Source organism: Micromonospora sp. NPDC048898, from assembly GCF_043198035.1.
Classification (GTDB): Bacteria; Actinomycetota; Actinomycetes; order Mycobacteriales; family Micromonosporaceae; genus Micromonospora.
The window spans coordinates 78,774-94,640 of sequence record NZ_JBICUF010000002.1 but is presented as its reverse complement, the minus strand read 5'-3'; the positions used below and the strand labels follow the sequence as shown (position 1 = coordinate 94,640).

The window sequence follows — 15,867 nt, the reverse complement described above, 5'->3', positions numbered from 1 at the left end:
GGCGCGTTGCCGCGCGGTCCGCCCGGGCCACCCGACCAGCAGTACGGAGTACCCACCGTGACAGTCCTCTTCGGTCAACTCTTCACCGGCATCAGCATCGGCGCGGTGCTGCTGCTCATCGCTCTCGGCCTCGCGCTGACCTTCGGCCAGATGAACGTGATCAACATGGCGCACGGTGAGTTCATCATGGCCGGCGCGTACACCACCTATGTCCTGCAACAGAGCATCACCGGGGCCGGTCTGTCACTGGTGGTCGCGCTGCCGGTGGCGTTCGTGGTCGCCGGCACCATGGGCGTCCTGCTGGAGATGCTGCTCATCCGCCGGCTCTACGCCCGGCCACTGGACACCCTGCTGGTCACCTGGGGTGTGTCGCTGATGCTGCAGCAACTGGCCCGCGACGTCTTCGGCAGCCCGAACGTGCAGACCCGCGCTCCCGACCTGCTGACCGGCAACGTGGCGCTGCCCGGTGGGCTGACCATCGCCAACAACCGGCTGTTCATCCTGGCCCTGGCGTTGGCCGCGGTCGCGGCGCTCACCCTGGCGCTGCGGCTCACCCCGCTCGGGCGTCGCATTCGGGCGGTGGTGCAGAACCGCGACCTCGCCGCGGTGTCCGGCATCCCCACCGCCCGGGTCGACCGGACGACCTTCTTCATCGGCTCCGGTCTGGCCGGGCTCGCCGGAGTGGCGCTCACCCTGCTCGGCCCGATCGGCCCCACCATGGGCACCAACCTGATCATCGACGCCTTCCTGGTCGTCGTGGTCGGCGGGATCGGCCAGCTCAAGGGCAGTGTGATCGTCGCCTTCGCCCTCGGCGTGCTGCAGGCCACCGGGGAGTACCTGACCACCCTCAGCGTCGCCAAGGTGATCGTGTTCGTGGCGATCGTCGCGTTCCTCCAGTGGCGGCCACAGGGCCTGTTCACCCTGCGGACCAGGAGCCTCGCATGACCGCCCTCACCCCCGCGCCGCCCAGCGCCGCCGTCCGCCCGGCACCCGCCGGAGCCGAGCCGCCGGGCCCGCCCGCGCGCCGCTCCCGGTTGCGGACAGCGGCCGGCTTCGCGTTCGGCGCGGCCCTGCTGTTCGCCGTGGCACCGCTCGTCCTGTCGGACTTCCGGCTGGCCCTGCTCGCCAAGTACCTCTGCGTCGCCATGGTGGCGGTCGGCATCGGGATCGCCTGGGGCCGGGGTGGGATGCTCACCCTCGGCCAGGGCGTCTTCTTCGGCCTCGGTGGCTACGCGATGGCCATGCACCTCAAGCTCGCCGACGCGGGCCCGGGTGGGATGCCCGACTTCATGCAGTTGTACGGGCAGCTCGACGAACTGCCGCTGTGGTGGCGGCCGTTCGCCAGCCCGTGGTTCGCGCTGCCCGCGACGGTGCTGCTGCCGATGGCTGTCGCGTTCGGACTCGGGTCGCTGGTGTTCCGCCGTCGCGTCCGGGGCGCGTACTTCGCGATCCTCAGCCAGGCGCTCGCCGCGGCGATGGTGATCCTGCTGATCGGGCAGCAGGGCACCACCGGTGGCACCAACGGGTTGACCGACATCAAGGGCTTCTTCGGCTACAACCTCGACGACCCGGTCAACCAGCGGATGGTCTACTTCATCATCGCCGGCACGCTGCTGGCGTTGCTCGCGCTGACCCGCCAACTCATCCAGAGCCGCTACGGGGAGCTGCTGGTGGCGGTCCGCGACGGTGAGGAGCGGGTCCGTTTCCTCGGCTACGACCCGGCGTCGGTCAAGCTCGTCGCGTACGTCGTCGCGGCCGGCATGGCGGGACTGGCCGGTGCGCTGTTCGTGCCGGCGGTGGGCATCATCTCGCCGGCGCTGATCGGCATCGTCCCGTCGATCGAGTTCGTCATCGGGGTGGCGGTGGGCGGCCGGGCCACCCTGCTCGGCCCGGTGCTCGGCGCGGTGGCGGTGGCCTGGGCGCGTACCGCGTTGTCGGAACGCTTTCCCGGCACCTGGACGTACCTGCAGGGTCTGCTCTTCGTGGTGGTGGTGGCGTTCCTTCCCGGCGGCCTGGCGTCGCTGTGGGCGTTGGCCCGCCGCCGCGACGGCGGCACGGACGCCCGCAGGCGTGGGTGGTTACCAACGACTCGGCGACGCGCCGAGCGGGCGGAGGTGCCGGCGGCATGAGCGACGAGCTGCTGGACGGGTTGTCCGTCCGTGACGTGCGGGTCAGCTTCGACGGGTTCACCGCCGTCGACGGGGTCTCGTTGGAGGTGCCCGCCGGTGACATCCGGTTCCTGATCGGGCCCAACGGCGCCGGTAAGACCACCCTGGTCGACGCGATCACCGGCCTGGTCCGGGCCACCGGCTCGGTCCGGTTCGGCGAGCACGAGCTGCTGGGCCGCCCGGTGCACCGGATCAGCCGGTTGGGCATCGGGCGCACCTTCCAGACCTCGACGGTCTTCGAGGAGCTGTCGGTCCTGCAGAACCTCGACATCGCGGCGGGTGCCCGGCGCAGCTGGGCGACCCTGGCCCGTCGTCGCCGGGGCATCCCGGACGAGGTGGCCGAGGCACTGGAGACCATCGGGCTGACCGGGCGGGCCGGGCACCTCGCCGGTACGCTCGCGCACGGCCAGAAGCAGTGGCTGGAGATCGGCATGCTGCTGGTGCAGGACGTCCGGCTGCTGCTGCTCGACGAGCCGGTCGCCGGGATGAGCCACGAGGAACGCGACGCCACAGGTGCCCTGCTGGAGACGGTGAGCCGGGACCGCACGGTGGTGGTGATCGAGCACGACATGGACTTCCTGCGCCGTTTCGCGCGCACCGTCACCGTGTTGCACGCCGGTCGGGTGCTCAGTGAGGGCACGGTGGCGCAGGTCCAGGCGGACCCGCGTGTGCAGGAGGTCTACCTTGGCCACCCGGTCGACGCCGGGTCGGCCCCCACGGTCCTGGAGGCATGATGCTGACGCTGAGCGGGGTGCACGCCGGGTACGGGCGTTCTCGGGTGCTGCACGGGGTGGACCTCACCGTCCCGCCCGACGGAGTGGCCGCCGTGCTCGGCCACAACGGCGCCGGCAAGAGCACCCTGCTGCGGGTCGCGGCCGGGCTGCTGCGCCCGAGTGCCGGCACCATCGAGCTGGACGGCGAGGACGTCACCCGTCTCGGGCCGCACGAGCGGGTGGCGCGGGGCATGGCGTACGTCCCGCAGGGGCAGCAGAGCTTCCCGCACCTGACCGCCGCGGAAAATCTGCAGCTCGTCGCCGACGGGCGGCGCGACGGTGCGGTGGCCACCGCGGAGGTGCTGGACCTGTTTCCGGCGTTGCGCCCGCTGCTGCGGCGCCGGGCCGGGCTGCTCTCCGGCGGCCAACGTCAGCAACTGGCCATCGCCCGCGCACTGATCACCCGGCCGAGGTTGCTGATGCTCGACGAGCCGACCGAGGGCATCCAGCCGTCGGTGGTCGCCGAGATCCAGGAACGGATCGTCGAGCTGACCCGGCAGGCCGGGTTCAGTGTGCTGCTCGTGGAGCAGCACCTGGGCTTCGCGTTGCGGGTGGCGAACCGCTACCACGTGCTGGAGTCCGGCCGGGTCACCTCGCACGGCGACGGGGGTGTCACGGCGGAACGGGAGGTCCGGGCGGCCCTGGCGGTCTGAGCGGCAGGTTTCGCGTCACCGACACACCGGCCTGAACCGGGTGTGGCCCCTTTGCTCCGCACCCGCGGATGCGCAGGGTGGCGCGCGCCGCCGTCCCCACCGGGTCAACCGCCGACCTGGCCCGCCGGACCCGGTCCGGTTCGTAGAATCCCTGCCATGCCGGAGATCGTCGAGTTGCTGGCCTCGCCCGTGCACCGCTTCCTGGGCCGGCCCGCCGACGGCCCGGCGCCGGCCCCACCCGGTGAGCTGGTCGACGCCGTCCGGATCCGGGCCCACCTCGGCATCGTCGGCGACAGGTACTTCGGCCAGCAGGCGCACCGCGACGCCAGCGTCACGGTCATCGCCCAGGAGTCACTGCCGGTCGGCATCGGCCTGGCCGAGGTCCGGCGCAACATCCTCACCACCGGGATCGCGGTGGACGAGCTGATCGGCAGGGTGTTGGTCCTGGACTCCGGAGACGGCCCGGTCAGCCTGCGGGTCAACCGGGCGGCCCGGCCCTGCGCCTGGATGGACGTCACTGTCGGCCCGGGGGCCTGGAAGGCGTTGCGCACCACCGGCGGCATCCGCTGCACGCCACTCACCGACGGGACCCTGCGCGTCGGCTCGATCGAGGCCGTGGTGAGCTGACGCCGTGGTGAGCTGAGGCGGCCGTGGTGAGCTGAGGCGGCCGTGGTGAGCTGAGGAAACGACTCGACGGCAGCGCCCCGGGACCGGCATGGTGTGCACCGGACACCGCCCGGTCGGGCGGCCACGCAGCGCCCGGGGGAAGCCGCAATGAAGCAACCGCCTACCGATCAGCAGATCGACGACCTGACGATCCTGCAGGTCGTGGTGGGCTCCCGGGCGTTCGGCCTGGCCGGCGAGGCCTCGGAAACCCGCGTCGCACCACGAGGGGCCGCTGCCGGAGCAGATGCGGTGGGAGGTGGCTCAAACCACTGCTGTACGCCTTTCGGGCGCGGCTCAACGACCTGGTGGCGGCCAGGCTGGCCGATTCGGCGAGCTGACGCCCCCGCGGCCCGGTGCGTGGTAGAACCAACACGCGCACCGGGCCGCGGAGCTGAGGGCAGCGCCGGGCCGTACCCGGAGGAGGACCTGATCCGAACAGAGGTGGGTGGATTGATTCCGGAGCTGCGGCAGCTCATCGAGGAGCTGCGGGTGGACCTGGCCGACCAGCCGGCGAGCGTGGCGTTCGCCGAGTTCGGCGAGGGTGCCGCCATCGACGCCGTTCCGGTCGGGTTGCCGGACGACCTGCGGGAACTGTTGCTGGTCGCCGACGGGCTGCGTGCCGGTCGGGTCGAGCTGGCGTCCACGGCGACCCTCGCGGGAGTCCAGTACCACCTCGACTACGCGCCGGACTTCTCCTCGATCCCGCAGGACCGGGCGGGCTGGCTGGTGATCGGGACCCGCAGCGACGAGCCGATCTTCATGGACCGTGGCACGGGCGCCATCTGGTATTTCCCACCGACCGGCACCGAGTGGTTCATGTCCGACGCGTTCGAGGAACTAGCCCCCGACCTCTGGTCTTTCGTGGACTACTACGTGCTCGGCCCGGGTTATGCCGAGCTGACCCCCGCCGACGACAGGTGGTTCGCGTTCCTCGACGAGCAGGGCCTGCTCGACATCGACGACGGGGCCTGACCGGGATCAGACCGGGCTGACGTGTGCGGCGAGGACCCGCCAGCCGTGTGGGTCGTCGTGCACCCAGGTCCGGGTGTAGCGCAGCCGCGCCGCGAACGCCGCCCCCTCGAACACACCGGACACCCGGCCCAGGAAGAACGTCACACCGGTCTTGCCGACGACGAGCAGGTCCAACTCCTCCTCGACCAGCTCCTGCACCACCGAGCGACGGTCCCGGTGGGCGGCCAGGTCATCCTGCTTGGTGTAGGCGCGGCCGTCCGGGCCGATGGCGATCAGCTGGTCGACGAGCAACTGGTCGAGGGCGGCCACGTCGCCGGCCCGCTGGGCGTCCTGCAGGGTCCGCTCGGCATCGAGCAACTCCGCCTCGCGTGCGCTGTCCGGCATCGTGCCGTCCTCCCGATCGGTGTCGGCCCGGTGTCACCGTCGGCCCGGGCTGTCCGCATTGTGACAGCCGGCGGGTGGATCGCCGGCGGTGTTCACAGGCTCAGGCGAATCCGTACGACGGTCTCGCCGGGACGGGTGAGCACGGCGACCTCGTCGCAGACCTGCTCCACGATCGCCAGCCCGCGCCCCCGTATCGCGTCGGCGGACGGCATGCCCCGGCCGAACGCCCGTGTCGGCCCCCGGTCGACGACGTCGCAGAACAACTGGCCCGACTCGGCCCAGAGCCGGACCCGGCCGCCACCGGTGGTGTGCTGCAACGTGTTGGTGGCCAGCTCGCTGACCGCGAGTGTCAGCAGCTCCACCCGCTCCGCTGGCAAACCCCGGGCCAGCGCCCCGACGCTGACGAACGCGCGCAGCGCCCGCACGTCCGTCGCGACCTGGTACGACATCGTGTCCGCGAGGCCGGCGGGGACGCTCTGCTCGGCGACGGCCTCCGGTCGCTCGGGCGGCATCAACCCACCATCCGCGGGTCGCCGGTGAACCGCACCACGACCGACCCGGGTGCGGTGGACGTGCGAGCCGCGAAGTGCGCCATCGGGCAGCAGCAACCCTTCTCCTAGCGACAGCTGTTTGTTCACACATCATGTCACCTGTTGGCCCAATGGCCGTCCCGCCCGTTCGGCGGTCGATCCGGCGACGCACGGACACACCGGCCCGTACCCCGGCCCGGTCGCCGCGTGGGTCGGTGAGCCGGGTGTCAATCCGGGGTCGCGTCGGTTGCACGGCCGTATCGGTTGCACGGTCGCGCCGGTTGCACGGCCGCGTGGGTCGGAGGGCCGTGTCGGTCAGGGGGTCGGGTCGAAGGCGATGGACTCGCTCAGCTCGCGCCACCGCGCGTCGGACGCGGCCAGGGCCTCGGCGGCGGCCGTGGCGCCCGCCACGGCGTCGGCGCCGAGCAGCAGCCGCAGGGGCGGGTCGTCGACCTGGGTGATCCGGATGATCGCCTGGGCGGCACGGGCCGGGTCGCCCGGTTGGTTGCCGCTGGCCTGGCGCAGCCGCTGCACGGCCGGATCGATGACCGGCCGGTACGGGTCGCTGATCGGCAACATACTCATCGACGAGCCGGCCCAGTCGGTCCGCAACGCGCCCGGCTCGACGCTGGTGACCCGGATCCCGAACCCCTCGACCTCCTTGGCGAGCACACCGGAGAAGCCGCTGACCGCCCACTTGGCGGACTGGTACGCGCCCAGGCCGGTGCTGGCGACCCGGCTGCCCACGCTGGAGATCTGCAGGATGTGCCCGTGCCCCTGGTCGCGCATCGCGGGCAGGGCCGCGCGGGAGAGATTGACCACCCCGTAGAAGTTGGCCTCGATCTGGGCCCGGAAGTTGTCCTCCGGCATGTCCTCGATCGCGGCGACGTCGGCGTACCCGGCGTTGTTGACGAGGATGTCCAGGCTGCCGAACGTGTCCACGGTGGTTCGGGCGACGGTGTGCGCGGCCGCGGCGTCGGTGACGTCGAGGGCCACCGTCCTGACCTGGTCGCCGTACCTGTCGCGCAGGGCGTCGAGCTGGGCCGGGTCGCGGGCGGTGGCGACCAGGTGGTCGCCGTCGGCCAGCACGGCCTCGGCGAGCGCCCGACCGAGACCCCGGGAACAACCGGTGATGAGCCAGACTCGCGGCACGTGGTCTCCTCCTGGCGGGTGGGCGGGCGCTACGGGCGGATGTCCAGAGCGCCGATCAGGTCGTCGCGCAGGGTGAACCGGTAGCGCAGCTCGATCGGGCTGCCGGGGAAGTCGCCGGACACGCGGGTGAGGACCAGGTACGAGTCGCCCGCCTGCGGTGTGGCCCGCACCGGCTCGGCGGTGTACGAGTAGGCATCCATCGTCTTCTGTCGCCAGGCGCGGATGGAGGCCCGTCCGTCGTAGAGTCGGTCCTCGTCGGCAACGCTCGCGGTGTCCGCGAAGCAGGCGACGAAGGCATCCAGGTCCCGGTCGTTGATGGCCCGGAAGTACCTGTCGAGCACGTCGGGTAGGTCCACCGCCATCTGCTCCTCCTGTGGCACACGGGCCGCCGTCGGGTTCCCGGTCCGACCTCACCGTACGAGAAGGGGACCGCCCCGCGCGGTGCAACGAACAGAACGATCGAGCGGGCGCGCGACGAGGGCTCACCGGCCGTGGCGCCGGTGGGCGTCCAGGTCGGCGGGCGGGGTTTGTCACCGGTCGGCCGGGGTAGGCACGCCTTTCCGAAGTGAAGGGCGGGGGCATGGCCGAGCTGGGGTTCGTCGACAAGGTTGCCGCGCGGGCGGGCATTCCGCCGGAGCAGGCGCGCCCACTGACCGAGGCTGTTCTGCGGACCCTCACCGAGCGCCTCAGCGGTGGTGAGGCGGGCGCGCTGGCCCCCCACCTGGCCGACGAGCTGAGCCCACTGCTGGTCAAGGCCGCGGAGCCGCCCGAGGCGTTCGGCTACGACGAGTTTCTGCGCCGGGTGGCCGACCGCGCCGGGATCGACCGACCCGCCGCCGAGCGGGGTGCCCGGGCCGTCCTGCAGACGATGCACCGGGTGGTCGGGCACCGGGAGTTCGAGGACGCCCTGGCCCAACTCCCGTCGGATCTGCGGGCGCTGGCCCAGCCACTGCCGCACGGCCCCTGACCCACGCGTGCACGGCCGGACGCCCAGGTATCGATGACCGTTCGGTCCCTGGCGTGCCGGGCGCCATGCCGGCTCTACTGTGCGTGACCGTTTGAACGCGCAGTGGTGAGGTCCGGTCGCGCCCGTCCGCGGGCCTTCGCCGCTCCGATGCGAGGAGCGTCCCCTTGGCGTCCGTGCTGTCCCCACGTTCCCTGCTGACCGTCGCGACGACGACGGTCGTCGCCCTGACCACCCTTGCCCCCGTTCCCGCCGCCGCGTCCCCGCGCACCTACCAGGTCGTCGACCTCGGCACGCTGAGCGGGGGAGACGGCGCCGCGACGGCGATGAACGACCGCGGCGACATCGTCGGCTGGAGCACCGTCGCCAGCGGGGCCCGGCACGCCGTGCGCTGGCGCCACGGCGTCATCAGCGACCTCGGCGTGCTGCCGGGTGACACGGATTCCGCCGCCGTGGACGTCAACGAGTTCGGCGACGTGGCGATCACCTCGTTCGGTCCCGACTACCTGACCCGGGCGGTGCTCTGGCGTGACGGTCACCTCCTCGACCTGGGCACCCTGGGCGGGGAGAACAGCGTGGCGATCGGCGTCAACGACCGGCGGCAGGTGCTCGGCACCAGCGAGCCCGCCGGCGACATGCCGCACCGGTTCCTGTGGCGCGACGGCACCTTCACCGACCTGGGTCAGCAGTACTTCTACGAGTTCACCGCCGACTTCAACAACGCCGGTGACGTGGTGGGCGGATGGAACGTGCCGCCGCAGGACTATCCGTGCACCTGTGTCGGCGGTCGCCTGCGCGACGGCGTGCTCACCCAGATCGGCAGCGAGGCCGTCGGCGTCAACAACCGGGGCCAGGTCGTGGGCGCGGCCAACGGGCGGGCCTTCCGCTGGCAGGACGGGACACTTACCGACCTGGGCACCCTCGGCGGCGACTGGAGCCGGGCCACCGCGATCAACGACCGGGGCGTGGTGGTGGGCCGGAGCACCACCACCACGCAGTGGCAGCCGTTTCTCTGGCGCGACGGGGTGATGACCGACCTGACCACCCGGGGCGTGCTGGAGAGCGACGTGATCGAGGACATCAACGTCCACGGTCAGCTCGTCGGCGCCCGGGGCAACCGGCCGGTGCTGTTGCGCTGAACGAGCGGGGCGCTCCGGCCCGGGCGCAGCTGGGCCTGGTCAATGCCATGCGCTGATCCGTAGGACGGAATCTGGAGCCGCTGTCGACGTGGTTGGGCGGAGCAGGCGGCCGCCCAGCGCATTGAAGAACAGCGCAATCCTCCCGCCTACCGCCGTCCGCGTCGGACCGGACCGCCGGATCGATTGCCCGGCCTGCGGGCCGGGGTGCCGCCCTTACCCGCCGAGCCGGCGGGCCGACGGTTCGGCGTGGTGGCTGCGCGCGCGGCGGGTCGACGGCGCGCCGCCACCAGCACGATCGCGGAGACCACGACGACGATCAGGGCCGGGACCAGCCAGGCCGGGAACCCGCCGGACCGCTCCTCGCTGGCGGCGGGCGGAGCGCCGGTCGGGGCCACCGGGCTGTCGGTCGCCGCCGGGGCGGCCGATCCCTCGCCCTCGGCCTGGGCCAGCAGCGCCGGATCCGGCCCCGCCGTGGGCGCCGTCCAGCCGGCCGGCGCGGCCGTGCTGCGCCCCTGGTAGTCGAAGGTGACGGTGCCGCGGACCGTCTCGCCGTCGGAGGCGACGGAGAGGTAGTTGGCGGTGTAGCGGCCCTTCGCTGGCCAGTGCGCGACGGTCACCAGGGCCGGGAAACCGGTGTGGTAGAGCCGTGGCTCGAACACGCCGTTGACCTTGAAGTATTCCGTGACCGGCTTGTCCAGCCGCTTCGGCTCGCCAGAGGACCAACCGCTGTCCACCCGTGAGCCGTTCGGCCCGGTGATGGTGAAGTGCGCGTTCGCGGCCGGCTTCTCGGTGAAGTACAGGGCCAGTTGGGTCAGCGGCTCGCGCACGACGGTGCCGGTCAACGGGGTGGAGGTTGCCAACTGGCCGTGCGCGGACGCCGGGGCGGCGGGCAGCAGCAGCGACACCACGAGCGTCGCGGCCAACGCCGCCACGGCACGGCCCAGGGTGTTACACGCAGTGACCGACCTCGATCGCATTCGTCCATCATGGTCATGTCGCAGCCGTCGAACAAGACGTAGAGTTCTCCTCCCCGACGATCACCTCGCCACCCGTCCCCCTCGCGTCGTTCGGAGCCCGCCCGTGTTCGTCCGCACCCCCACCCCCCGCGCCGCTGCCGCGCTCACCGCCGGTGTCCTCACCGCCCTGCTCGTCGCCGGTTGCGGGCACGACGACGACCCGTCCGCGGCCACCCCCACCGCGCCGACCACGTCCGCCGCCCCACCGAGCGCCGCCACCACCGCGCCCACCCCGACGGCCAGCCCGTCACCCAGCGCACCGGCGGTGGACCGCGAGATCGTCGTGACGATCGCCAAGCGGCGGATCAGTCCGCCGACCGGCCGGATCACCGTGGGTAAGGGACAGCTGGTCCGGATCACCGTTACCTCGGACGTGTCGGACGAGCTGCACCTGCACGGCTACGACCTGGGCGCTCGACTGCCGGCCGGCCAGCCCGGCTCGGTGGAGTTCCGGGCCGACAAGACCGGTCTGTTCGAGGTGGAGACGCACGAGACCGAGCTGGTGCTGTTCCAGCTCGTCGTCCGCTGAGCGAGATGAGCGACCCCGCAACGCTGCTGGCACACGGCGTCGGTGGCCGCCAGGACCTGCCGATCACCCTGCCGCAGCTGGTCGTTGCCGCCGCGCTGACCCTCGTCGTCACGTTCCTCGCGCTGGGCCTGCTCTGGCGCGAACCCCGACTCGACCGGGACGCGACTGGCGGCCACCCGGTGCCGCGACGACTTGCCTTGCTCGTCGACGCACCCACGTTCCGGTGGACGCTGCGCGGGCTCGGCCTGCTCGCCACGGTCTGGTTCTGCCTGGGTCTGCTGGGTGGGCCGGACACCGCGGACAACCCGAGCGCCGGCGCGCTCTACGTGCTGCTCTGGGTCGGGCTGGCCCCACTGTCACTGCTGCTCGGCCCGGTCTGGCGGGCGCTCAACCCGCTGCGTACGGTGCATCTGCTCGTCGCCCTGGCGGCGCGCCGCGACCCGGAGCGTGGGCTTCGGGAGCTGCCAGCCGGTGTGGGGCTGTGGCCGGGTGCCGCCACGCTGTTCGGGTTCGTCTGGCTGGAACTTGTCGCACCCGAACGGGCCACCCTGCCGGTCATCACCGCCTGGCTCGCCGCGTACGCGTCGGTCATGCTGATCGGGGCGGCCCTGTTCGGCGCCGGCTGGTTCGACCGCGCCGACCCCTTCGAGGTGTACAGCACCCTGGTCGGTCAGCTCGCCCCGATCGGCCGTGCCGCCGACGGCGTACTGGTCTGGCGCAACCCGCTCGACGGGATCGCCGGCCTGCGGCCCCGCCCCGGGCTGGTCGCCGTGGTGATCGTGCTGCTGGGCTCGACGATGTACGACAGCCTCTCCAACGCGCCGGGTTGGTTGCGCTTCGGCCAGGAGAACGGCCTGCACCCGGCGGTCACCGGCAGCGGCGGACTGGTAATGGTCATCGCCGCCGTCGCGGTGGCGTACCTGCTCGCCACCGCGGCCGCGGCCCGCATCGGCGGGGCCGACCCGGCCGACGCCCGAGCGGTGCCCGGCGAGATCGCCCACTCGATCGTGCCGATCGCGGTGGGCTACGTGGTGGCGCACTACTACTCGCTGCTGATCCTGGAAGGTCAACGCACCGTCGCGTTGCTCTCCGACCCGCTGGGCACCGGCGCCAACTGGCTCGGCACCGCCGACTGGGAGCCGCACACCGGGCTGGTCACGCCCTCCGGGGTGGCCAGCCTCCAGATCACCGTCATCGTCCTCGGACACCTGGTCGGCACACTGCTCGCCCACGACCGCGCCCTGTACCTGTTCCCCCGGGCCCGGGCGGTGGCCGGTCAGCTCCCGCTGCTGGCCCTGATGGTCGCCTACACCGTCGCCGGCCTACTGCTGCTCTACGCGGGGTAGTCCCGCCCGGCTCCGACCCGTGCGCCATGATGGCCCGTGGACTCCGCACTTCAGCACTACCTGGACGACCTGGTCGCCGCCGCCCGGGAGGTGCTCGGGGCCGACCTGGTCGGCGCGTACGCGGCCGGCTCGGTGGGGCTCGGCGCGTACCAGGCCGGCCGCAGCGACGTGGACGTGGCGTTGGTCAGCGCCGGACCGCTCACCGACGCCGCCAAGCGGACGTTGGTGGCGCGGCTACGGCACGAGGCCCTGCCCTGCCCGGCGCGCGGGCTGGAACTTGTCGCGTACCGGCGGGACGTGGCCGCCTCCGGCACCCCCGAGCCGGGCTTCGAGGTCGAGCTGAACACCGGGTCCGGCATGCCGTTCCGGTGCACCCTCGACCCCGCCGACCGGCCGGTCGGCGACGGCCGCTTCTGGTACGGGCTGGACCGCAGCATCCTGCACCAGAGCGGGCTGCCGCTGCTCGGCCCGCCGGCGGGGGACACCTTCGCCGACCTCGCCCCGGCCGACCTGCGCCGCCTGCTCGTCGACGCGCTGTCCTGGTGGCTGGCCCTGCCGACCCCACCGGACGACAGGCCCGCGCCCGGCACGGAGGACGCCGTGCTCGGCGCCTGCCGGTCGCTGGTGCGCCACCGCGACGGCGTCTGGCTGGCCAAGGTCGCGGCCGGTCAACGGCTGATCGACGCCAGCGACCCGGCCGAGGTGATCGGCCGGGCGGTCGCCGCACGCCACGGCGGCCCCCCGCCCACCGGGGCACAGGCCCGTGCCTTCCAACAACGGGTACGCGACGAGATCGCCGGCTAGGGCGTTGGCCATCGATAGTGGGGTGGCGGGTTGTCCGAGCCGGTACGGGCACGGCGGTTGACGCAGGAAGAAGGCCGTAAGCTGCAACAACTCGTCCGCCGGGGCAAGCACGATTCAGGCTGGGGCCGCCCCCGCAGGAAAGCCGCCTGCACATCAGGCCCTGTGACAGCCTCGACTACAAGACTCTGGTCATATGGACGCTGTTCGGGTCCTCTGGGTAGTCGGCGAACGGCTCGCATGGGGTGAATCCGTACTTCGCGTAGAGCGCCCGCGCCGGCGCGAAATGGTCATCCGCGCCGGTCTCCAGATATAGCCGGGTGAAGCCGCGCTGGCGGGCCTCTGCCAAGACGTGTTGGAGAAGCGCGGAGGCCACTCCCCGCCGCTTCGCGGTCCGGGTGGTCCGCATCGACTTGAGTTCAGCGCTCGTGTCGTCCAGCTTCTTGAGAGCTCCACAGCCCACGAGTTCGTCACCGTCGTAGACTGACCAGAAGGTCACTGCGGGCTGGCGCAGCCCGTCGAGGTCAAGGGCATGCTTACTCTCGGGCGAGCTGACCGCTCGCATTTCATCGAGGTGCTCCTGCAAAAGCGCCTTGATCTTGGGCCCGGACAGGTCATCCACGACGATCTTCATGCCGTGATGGTAGGACGGCCTATGCGGCAGGAGCGTCTCTCGCGCTGCGGAACAGCCCGCTCTCCGACGCAGCCTGAACGACCGGGGCCCTGCCGTCGACAGTCCCTGCCATAGTGGGCATATGCGCTTGATCAAATATGCCACGCGCAGCGGGCCGTGCGACGCTCAGCGGACCGGCGTCGGGTCGAGGTCGCGGACGAGCAGATCCATGGGCGGCCCCCACGGCAGGACCGACGTACCGACCTGCCGCCACCCGTTGCGCGCGTAGATCTCCCGTGCCCGGGAGCGGGGGTCGGAGGCGAGAGTGGCGTACCGCTCCGGCCGGTCGGCGAGCAGTCGGCGCATCAGCTCCGCGCCGACTCCCTCGCCACGGCGCAGCGGGTGGACGATCCACTCCAGGACCGCCAACTTCGGCGCCGCACGGATCCGCGCGGGCGGTTCGGTGGCGGCTCGGGACCACCAGTTACCGGCCGACATGGTCCATCCGTAGGCCGCACCGACCAGGGAGGCGCCTTCGGTGACGGTGACGAGGGTGAAACCGGGTCGGCCGGCCTCGCCGGGGAGGTTGTCGCGGAAACGGGCCACCTGGTCCGGGCCCTCCTCGTACGGCGGCTCGGCGTAGACACATTCGTACAGGTCGACAAGCGGCCCGAAGAAGCGGGCCGCGTCGTGGCCGTGGCTTGTCGCGTAGGTCAGGGCCATGCCCGGATGCTAGCCGCGCACCCGCTCCATCAGCTCGCCGTACACCGGGCGGTGCCGCTCGGTCTCGGGGACGGCATCGGCAACCTGTCGTGCGACTGCCCGGACGATCTCGTTGTGCTGTTCGGCGGGCAGGTGGTCGAGCAGGTCCGCCGCGAGGCGCAGCCCGTCGGGGATGGACCCACTGCGGCACAACGCCGCCGCCTGGTGCAGTTGCACCTGCGTGCGTAGCCGCTGCTGCGACGGCGGGTACAGCTCCAGGGCGCGCTGCTGTGCGACCGCAGCCGCCCGCTGCTCACCGGCGTGGGTGTACACCCACGACTCGGTGTGCCGCAGCCGGTGCTCCGGCCACCCCCACAGCGACTCCACCTCGGCGGTGACGGCGGCGGGCAGAGCTTCCACCTGCTCGGCGAGGGCCCGTACGGAGGCCACCGCGTCCGCATGTCGACCAGCCAGCGAAAGTGCCTGCGCCCGGCCGGCGAGCAGCCCACAGATAGCTGCCGAAGACCTGCCGTCGATCAGTGGTAGGACATCGTCGGCCAGCGCCACCACGCTGGCCGGCGTCCGGCCGTCGTAACAACCGTTCACCACGTCCCAGGCCCGGGTGAGGACCCGGGTCTCCACGTCGCCGGACGCGTCGGCGAAGCGGTGCGCGCTCGCCCGCCACCTGCCGGCGAGCACGGCCTGCCCAGACGCGTTCAGGCGGAGCGCCACGATGACCGCCAGGCGGGCAGCGGCGCGGAGCAGCAGTGGTCGGTGGTGGCCACGATCGGCGGCGATCTGGTGCCGCAACACGGTCAGGTCCCGCCCAAGCTGGGTCACAAGCTCGTCGTGTGGACGACGGTAGTAGCCGCGGCCGTAGTCTGCGACGATCTCAGCCCACTCGTCGAAGTCGAGATCGGCGGCGGCGCCGAGTCCCTGCCGCAGGGTTTCCCAGTCGACGAGCCGATCCACGGCGGGCGCCGCAGCGAGCGCGCCCACCGCCTGGAGGATCGTCCTTCTGCCCATGTCCCGGTCGCCTGGCGGCCTTGTCGCGTACTCCGTTTCCAGTGCGCCGCCAGCCGACAACGCGCGGTCGTAGGCGGCCACCACCAGGGCATTGGCGGGTCGGTCGCCGCGTTCGATCTGCCCGAGGTAGCCGAAGTCGTACGCCGTCAGCTCGGCGAACTTCCGTAGTGACCAACCGGCAGCCTTGCGGCGTTGCCTGAGGGTGTTGCCGAAACCGTCCATGTCACCCTCCGGCGTGTGTGCTGCCGTGTGGGCCCACTGCTCACGGCTGCCACACGCTCAGCGTAGCGGCCACGCTACCCAAGCCGGTCGATCTTCGGTCGGCGCGAATGGGCGCGGCGGATGGCTGCCGGACGGGGCGTGATCTGTCGTAGCCGCTGATTGTGGCGGCCGCCGGGATTTGTGTTCTTGTCGGCCACCACGCAACTCTTGG

Annotated in this window: 18 protein-coding genes and 2 pseudogenes; 12 read left to right on the top strand and 8 right to left on the bottom strand. The window is 72.0% G+C overall.

The window, feature by feature from the left end; genetic code table 11:
* Positions 1-57: 57 nt before the first annotated feature.
* The 6 genes from urtB (at position 58) to ACGFIQ_RS07310 (ending at position 5,232) form a co-directional block, all read left to right on the top strand.
* Positions 58-945 carry an urea ABC transporter permease subunit UrtB gene (gene urtB, locus ACGFIQ_RS07335; protein ID WP_393240621.1) on the top strand — a complete coding sequence of 296 codons (888 nt, stop codon included), beginning with the start codon at positions 58-60 and terminating at the stop codon, positions 943-945.
* The gene (urtC, locus tag ACGFIQ_RS07330; RefSeq protein ID WP_393240619.1) at positions 942-2,129 is read left to right on the top strand and encodes an urea ABC transporter permease subunit UrtC; all 1,188 of its coding nucleotides are present in this window, start codon (positions 942-944) and stop codon (positions 2,127-2,129) included. Before urtB ends, urtC begins: the two co-directional genes overlap by 4 nt.
* Complete coding sequence (urtD, locus tag ACGFIQ_RS07325; RefSeq protein WP_393240616.1) at positions 2,126-2,902, top strand: urea ABC transporter ATP-binding protein UrtD; 777 nt, start codon at positions 2,126-2,128, stop codon at positions 2,900-2,902. The genes urtC and urtD overlap by 4 nt, the downstream gene beginning before the upstream one ends.
* Positions 2,899-3,594: an urea ABC transporter ATP-binding subunit UrtE gene (gene urtE, locus ACGFIQ_RS07320; RefSeq protein ID WP_393240614.1), complete on the top strand. Its 696-nt coding sequence runs from the start codon at positions 2,899-2,901 to the stop codon at positions 3,592-3,594. The genes urtD and urtE overlap by 4 nt, the downstream gene beginning before the upstream one ends.
* Positions 3,595-3,750: 156 nt before the next feature.
* Positions 3,751-4,221: a molybdenum cofactor biosysynthesis protein gene (locus ACGFIQ_RS07315; RefSeq protein ID WP_393240611.1), complete on the top strand. Its 471-nt coding sequence runs from the start codon at positions 3,751-3,753 to the stop codon at positions 4,219-4,221.
* Positions 4,222-4,710: 489 nt separating this feature from the next.
* Positions 4,711-5,232, top strand: coding sequence for an SUKH-4 family immunity protein (locus tag ACGFIQ_RS07310; RefSeq protein WP_393240608.1), 522 nt, complete (start codon positions 4,711-4,713; stop codon positions 5,230-5,232).
* A 6-nt stretch (positions 5,233-5,238) separates the two neighbouring features.
* Here ACGFIQ_RS07310 and ACGFIQ_RS07305 read toward each other — a convergent pair whose 3' ends face one another.
* From ACGFIQ_RS07305 to ACGFIQ_RS07290, 4 genes are all read right to left on the bottom strand, one after another.
* Complete coding sequence (locus ACGFIQ_RS07305; protein ID WP_357063644.1) at positions 5,239-5,616, bottom strand: nuclear transport factor 2 family protein; 378 nt, start codon at positions 5,614-5,616, stop codon at positions 5,239-5,241.
* Positions 5,617-5,708: 92 nt separating this feature from the next.
* A complete protein-coding gene (locus tag ACGFIQ_RS07300; RefSeq protein WP_393240605.1) occupies positions 5,709-6,128 on the bottom strand; it encodes an ATP-binding protein in 420 nt (139 codons plus the stop codon).
* Positions 6,129-6,461: 333 nt separating this feature from the next.
* Positions 6,462-7,298, bottom strand: coding sequence for an oxidoreductase (locus ACGFIQ_RS07295; protein WP_393240603.1), 837 nt, complete (start codon positions 7,296-7,298; stop codon positions 6,462-6,464).
* 29 nt (positions 7,299-7,327) lie between these two features.
* Positions 7,328-7,660 (bottom strand): nuclear transport factor 2 family protein, encoded by a 333-nt coding sequence (locus ACGFIQ_RS07290; protein ID WP_393240600.1) that lies wholly within the window; start codon positions 7,658-7,660, stop codon positions 7,328-7,330.
* Between the two features lie 218 nt (positions 7,661-7,878).
* Here ACGFIQ_RS07290 and ACGFIQ_RS07285 point away from each other — a divergent pair, with 218 nt between their 5' ends.
* Complete coding sequence (locus ACGFIQ_RS07285) at positions 7,879-8,265, top strand: DUF2267 domain-containing protein (protein WP_393240597.1); 387 nt, start codon at positions 7,879-7,881, stop codon at positions 8,263-8,265.
* Between the two features lie 173 nt (positions 8,266-8,438).
* Entirely contained in the window at positions 8,439-9,401 is a 963-nt protein-coding gene (locus ACGFIQ_RS07280) for a hypothetical protein (protein WP_393242141.1), read from the top strand.
* A 146-nt stretch (positions 9,402-9,547) separates the two neighbouring features.
* Here ACGFIQ_RS07280 and ACGFIQ_RS07275 read toward each other — a convergent pair whose 3' ends face one another.
* Positions 9,548-10,378, bottom strand: a complete 831-nt coding sequence (locus tag ACGFIQ_RS07275; RefSeq protein ID WP_393240594.1) for a copper resistance protein CopC — start codon at positions 10,376-10,378, stop codon at positions 9,548-9,550.
* A gap of 103 nt (positions 10,379-10,481) precedes the next feature.
* Between ACGFIQ_RS07275 and ACGFIQ_RS07270 the strand changes: the two genes are divergently transcribed.
* From ACGFIQ_RS07270 to ACGFIQ_RS07255, 4 genes and pseudogenes are all read left to right on the top strand, one after another.
* Positions 10,482-10,946, top strand: coding sequence for a hypothetical protein (locus ACGFIQ_RS07270; RefSeq protein WP_393240592.1), 465 nt, complete (start codon positions 10,482-10,484; stop codon positions 10,944-10,946).
* 5 nt (positions 10,947-10,951) lie between these two features.
* Positions 10,952-12,292, top strand: coding sequence for a hypothetical protein (locus tag ACGFIQ_RS07265; RefSeq protein ID WP_393240589.1), 1,341 nt, complete (start codon positions 10,952-10,954; stop codon positions 12,290-12,292).
* 36 nt (positions 12,293-12,328) lie between these two features.
* Entirely contained in the window at positions 12,329-13,096 is a 768-nt protein-coding gene (locus ACGFIQ_RS07260; protein ID WP_393240586.1) for a nucleotidyltransferase domain-containing protein, read from the top strand.
* 30 nt (positions 13,097-13,126) lie between these two features.
* Positions 13,127-13,304 (top strand): annotated as a pseudogene (locus ACGFIQ_RS07255) (IS630 family transposase); the annotation flags it as partial.
* 33 nt (positions 13,305-13,337) lie between these two features.
* Here ACGFIQ_RS07255 and ACGFIQ_RS07250 read toward each other — a convergent pair.
* The 3 genes and pseudogenes from ACGFIQ_RS07250 to ACGFIQ_RS07240 form a co-directional block, all read right to left on the bottom strand.
* A pseudogene (locus ACGFIQ_RS07250) lies at positions 13,338-13,727 on the bottom strand (GNAT family N-acetyltransferase); the annotation flags it as partial.
* Positions 13,728-13,892: 165 nt separating this feature from the next.
* Entirely contained in the window at positions 13,893-14,429 is a 537-nt protein-coding gene (locus tag ACGFIQ_RS07245; protein WP_393240583.1) for a GNAT family N-acetyltransferase, read from the bottom strand.
* Between the two features lie 9 nt (positions 14,430-14,438).
* Entirely contained in the window at positions 14,439-15,656 is a 1,218-nt protein-coding gene (locus ACGFIQ_RS07240) for a helix-turn-helix domain-containing protein (RefSeq protein ID WP_393240580.1), read from the bottom strand.
* Positions 15,657-15,867: the final 211 nt, after the last annotated feature.

Bases quoted from the DNA above. Each gene is read 5' to 3' on its own strand.
- ACGFIQ_RS07300 (WP_393240605.1), bottom strand. From the start codon at position 6,128: ATGCCGCCCGAGCGACCGGAGGCCGTCGCCGAGCAGAGCGTCCCCGCC.
- ACGFIQ_RS07305 (WP_357063644.1), bottom strand. From the start codon at position 5,616: ATGCCGGACAGCGCACGCGAGGCGGAGTTGCTCGATGCCGAGCGGACC.
- ACGFIQ_RS07315 (WP_393240611.1), top strand. From the start codon at position 3,751: ATGCCGGAGATCGTCGAGTTGCTGGCCTCGCCCGTGCACCGCTTCCTG.
- ACGFIQ_RS07240 (WP_393240580.1), bottom strand. From the start codon at position 15,656: ATGGACGGTTTCGGCAACACCCTCAGGCAACGCCGCAAGGCTGCCGGT.
- ACGFIQ_RS07290 (WP_393240600.1), bottom strand. From the start codon at position 7,660: ATGGCGGTGGACCTACCCGACGTGCTCGACAGGTACTTCCGGGCCATC.
- ACGFIQ_RS07275 (WP_393240594.1), bottom strand. From the start codon at position 10,378: ATGCGATCGAGGTCGGTCACTGCGTGTAACACCCTGGGCCGTGCCGTG.
- ACGFIQ_RS07245 (WP_393240583.1), bottom strand. From the start codon at position 14,429: ATGGCCCTGACCTACGCGACAAGCCACGGCCACGACGCGGCCCGCTTC.
- urtE (WP_393240614.1), top strand. From the start codon at position 2,899: ATGATGCTGACGCTGAGCGGGGTGCACGCCGGGTACGGGCGTTCTCGG.
- urtD (WP_393240616.1), top strand. From the start codon at position 2,126: ATGAGCGACGAGCTGCTGGACGGGTTGTCCGTCCGTGACGTGCGGGTC.
- urtC (WP_393240619.1), top strand. From the start codon at position 942: ATGACCGCCCTCACCCCCGCGCCGCCCAGCGCCGCCGTCCGCCCGGCA.
- ACGFIQ_RS07285 (WP_393240597.1), top strand. From the start codon at position 7,879: ATGGCCGAGCTGGGGTTCGTCGACAAGGTTGCCGCGCGGGCGGGCATT.
- ACGFIQ_RS07265 (WP_393240589.1), top strand. From the start codon at position 10,952: ATGAGCGACCCCGCAACGCTGCTGGCACACGGCGTCGGTGGCCGCCAG.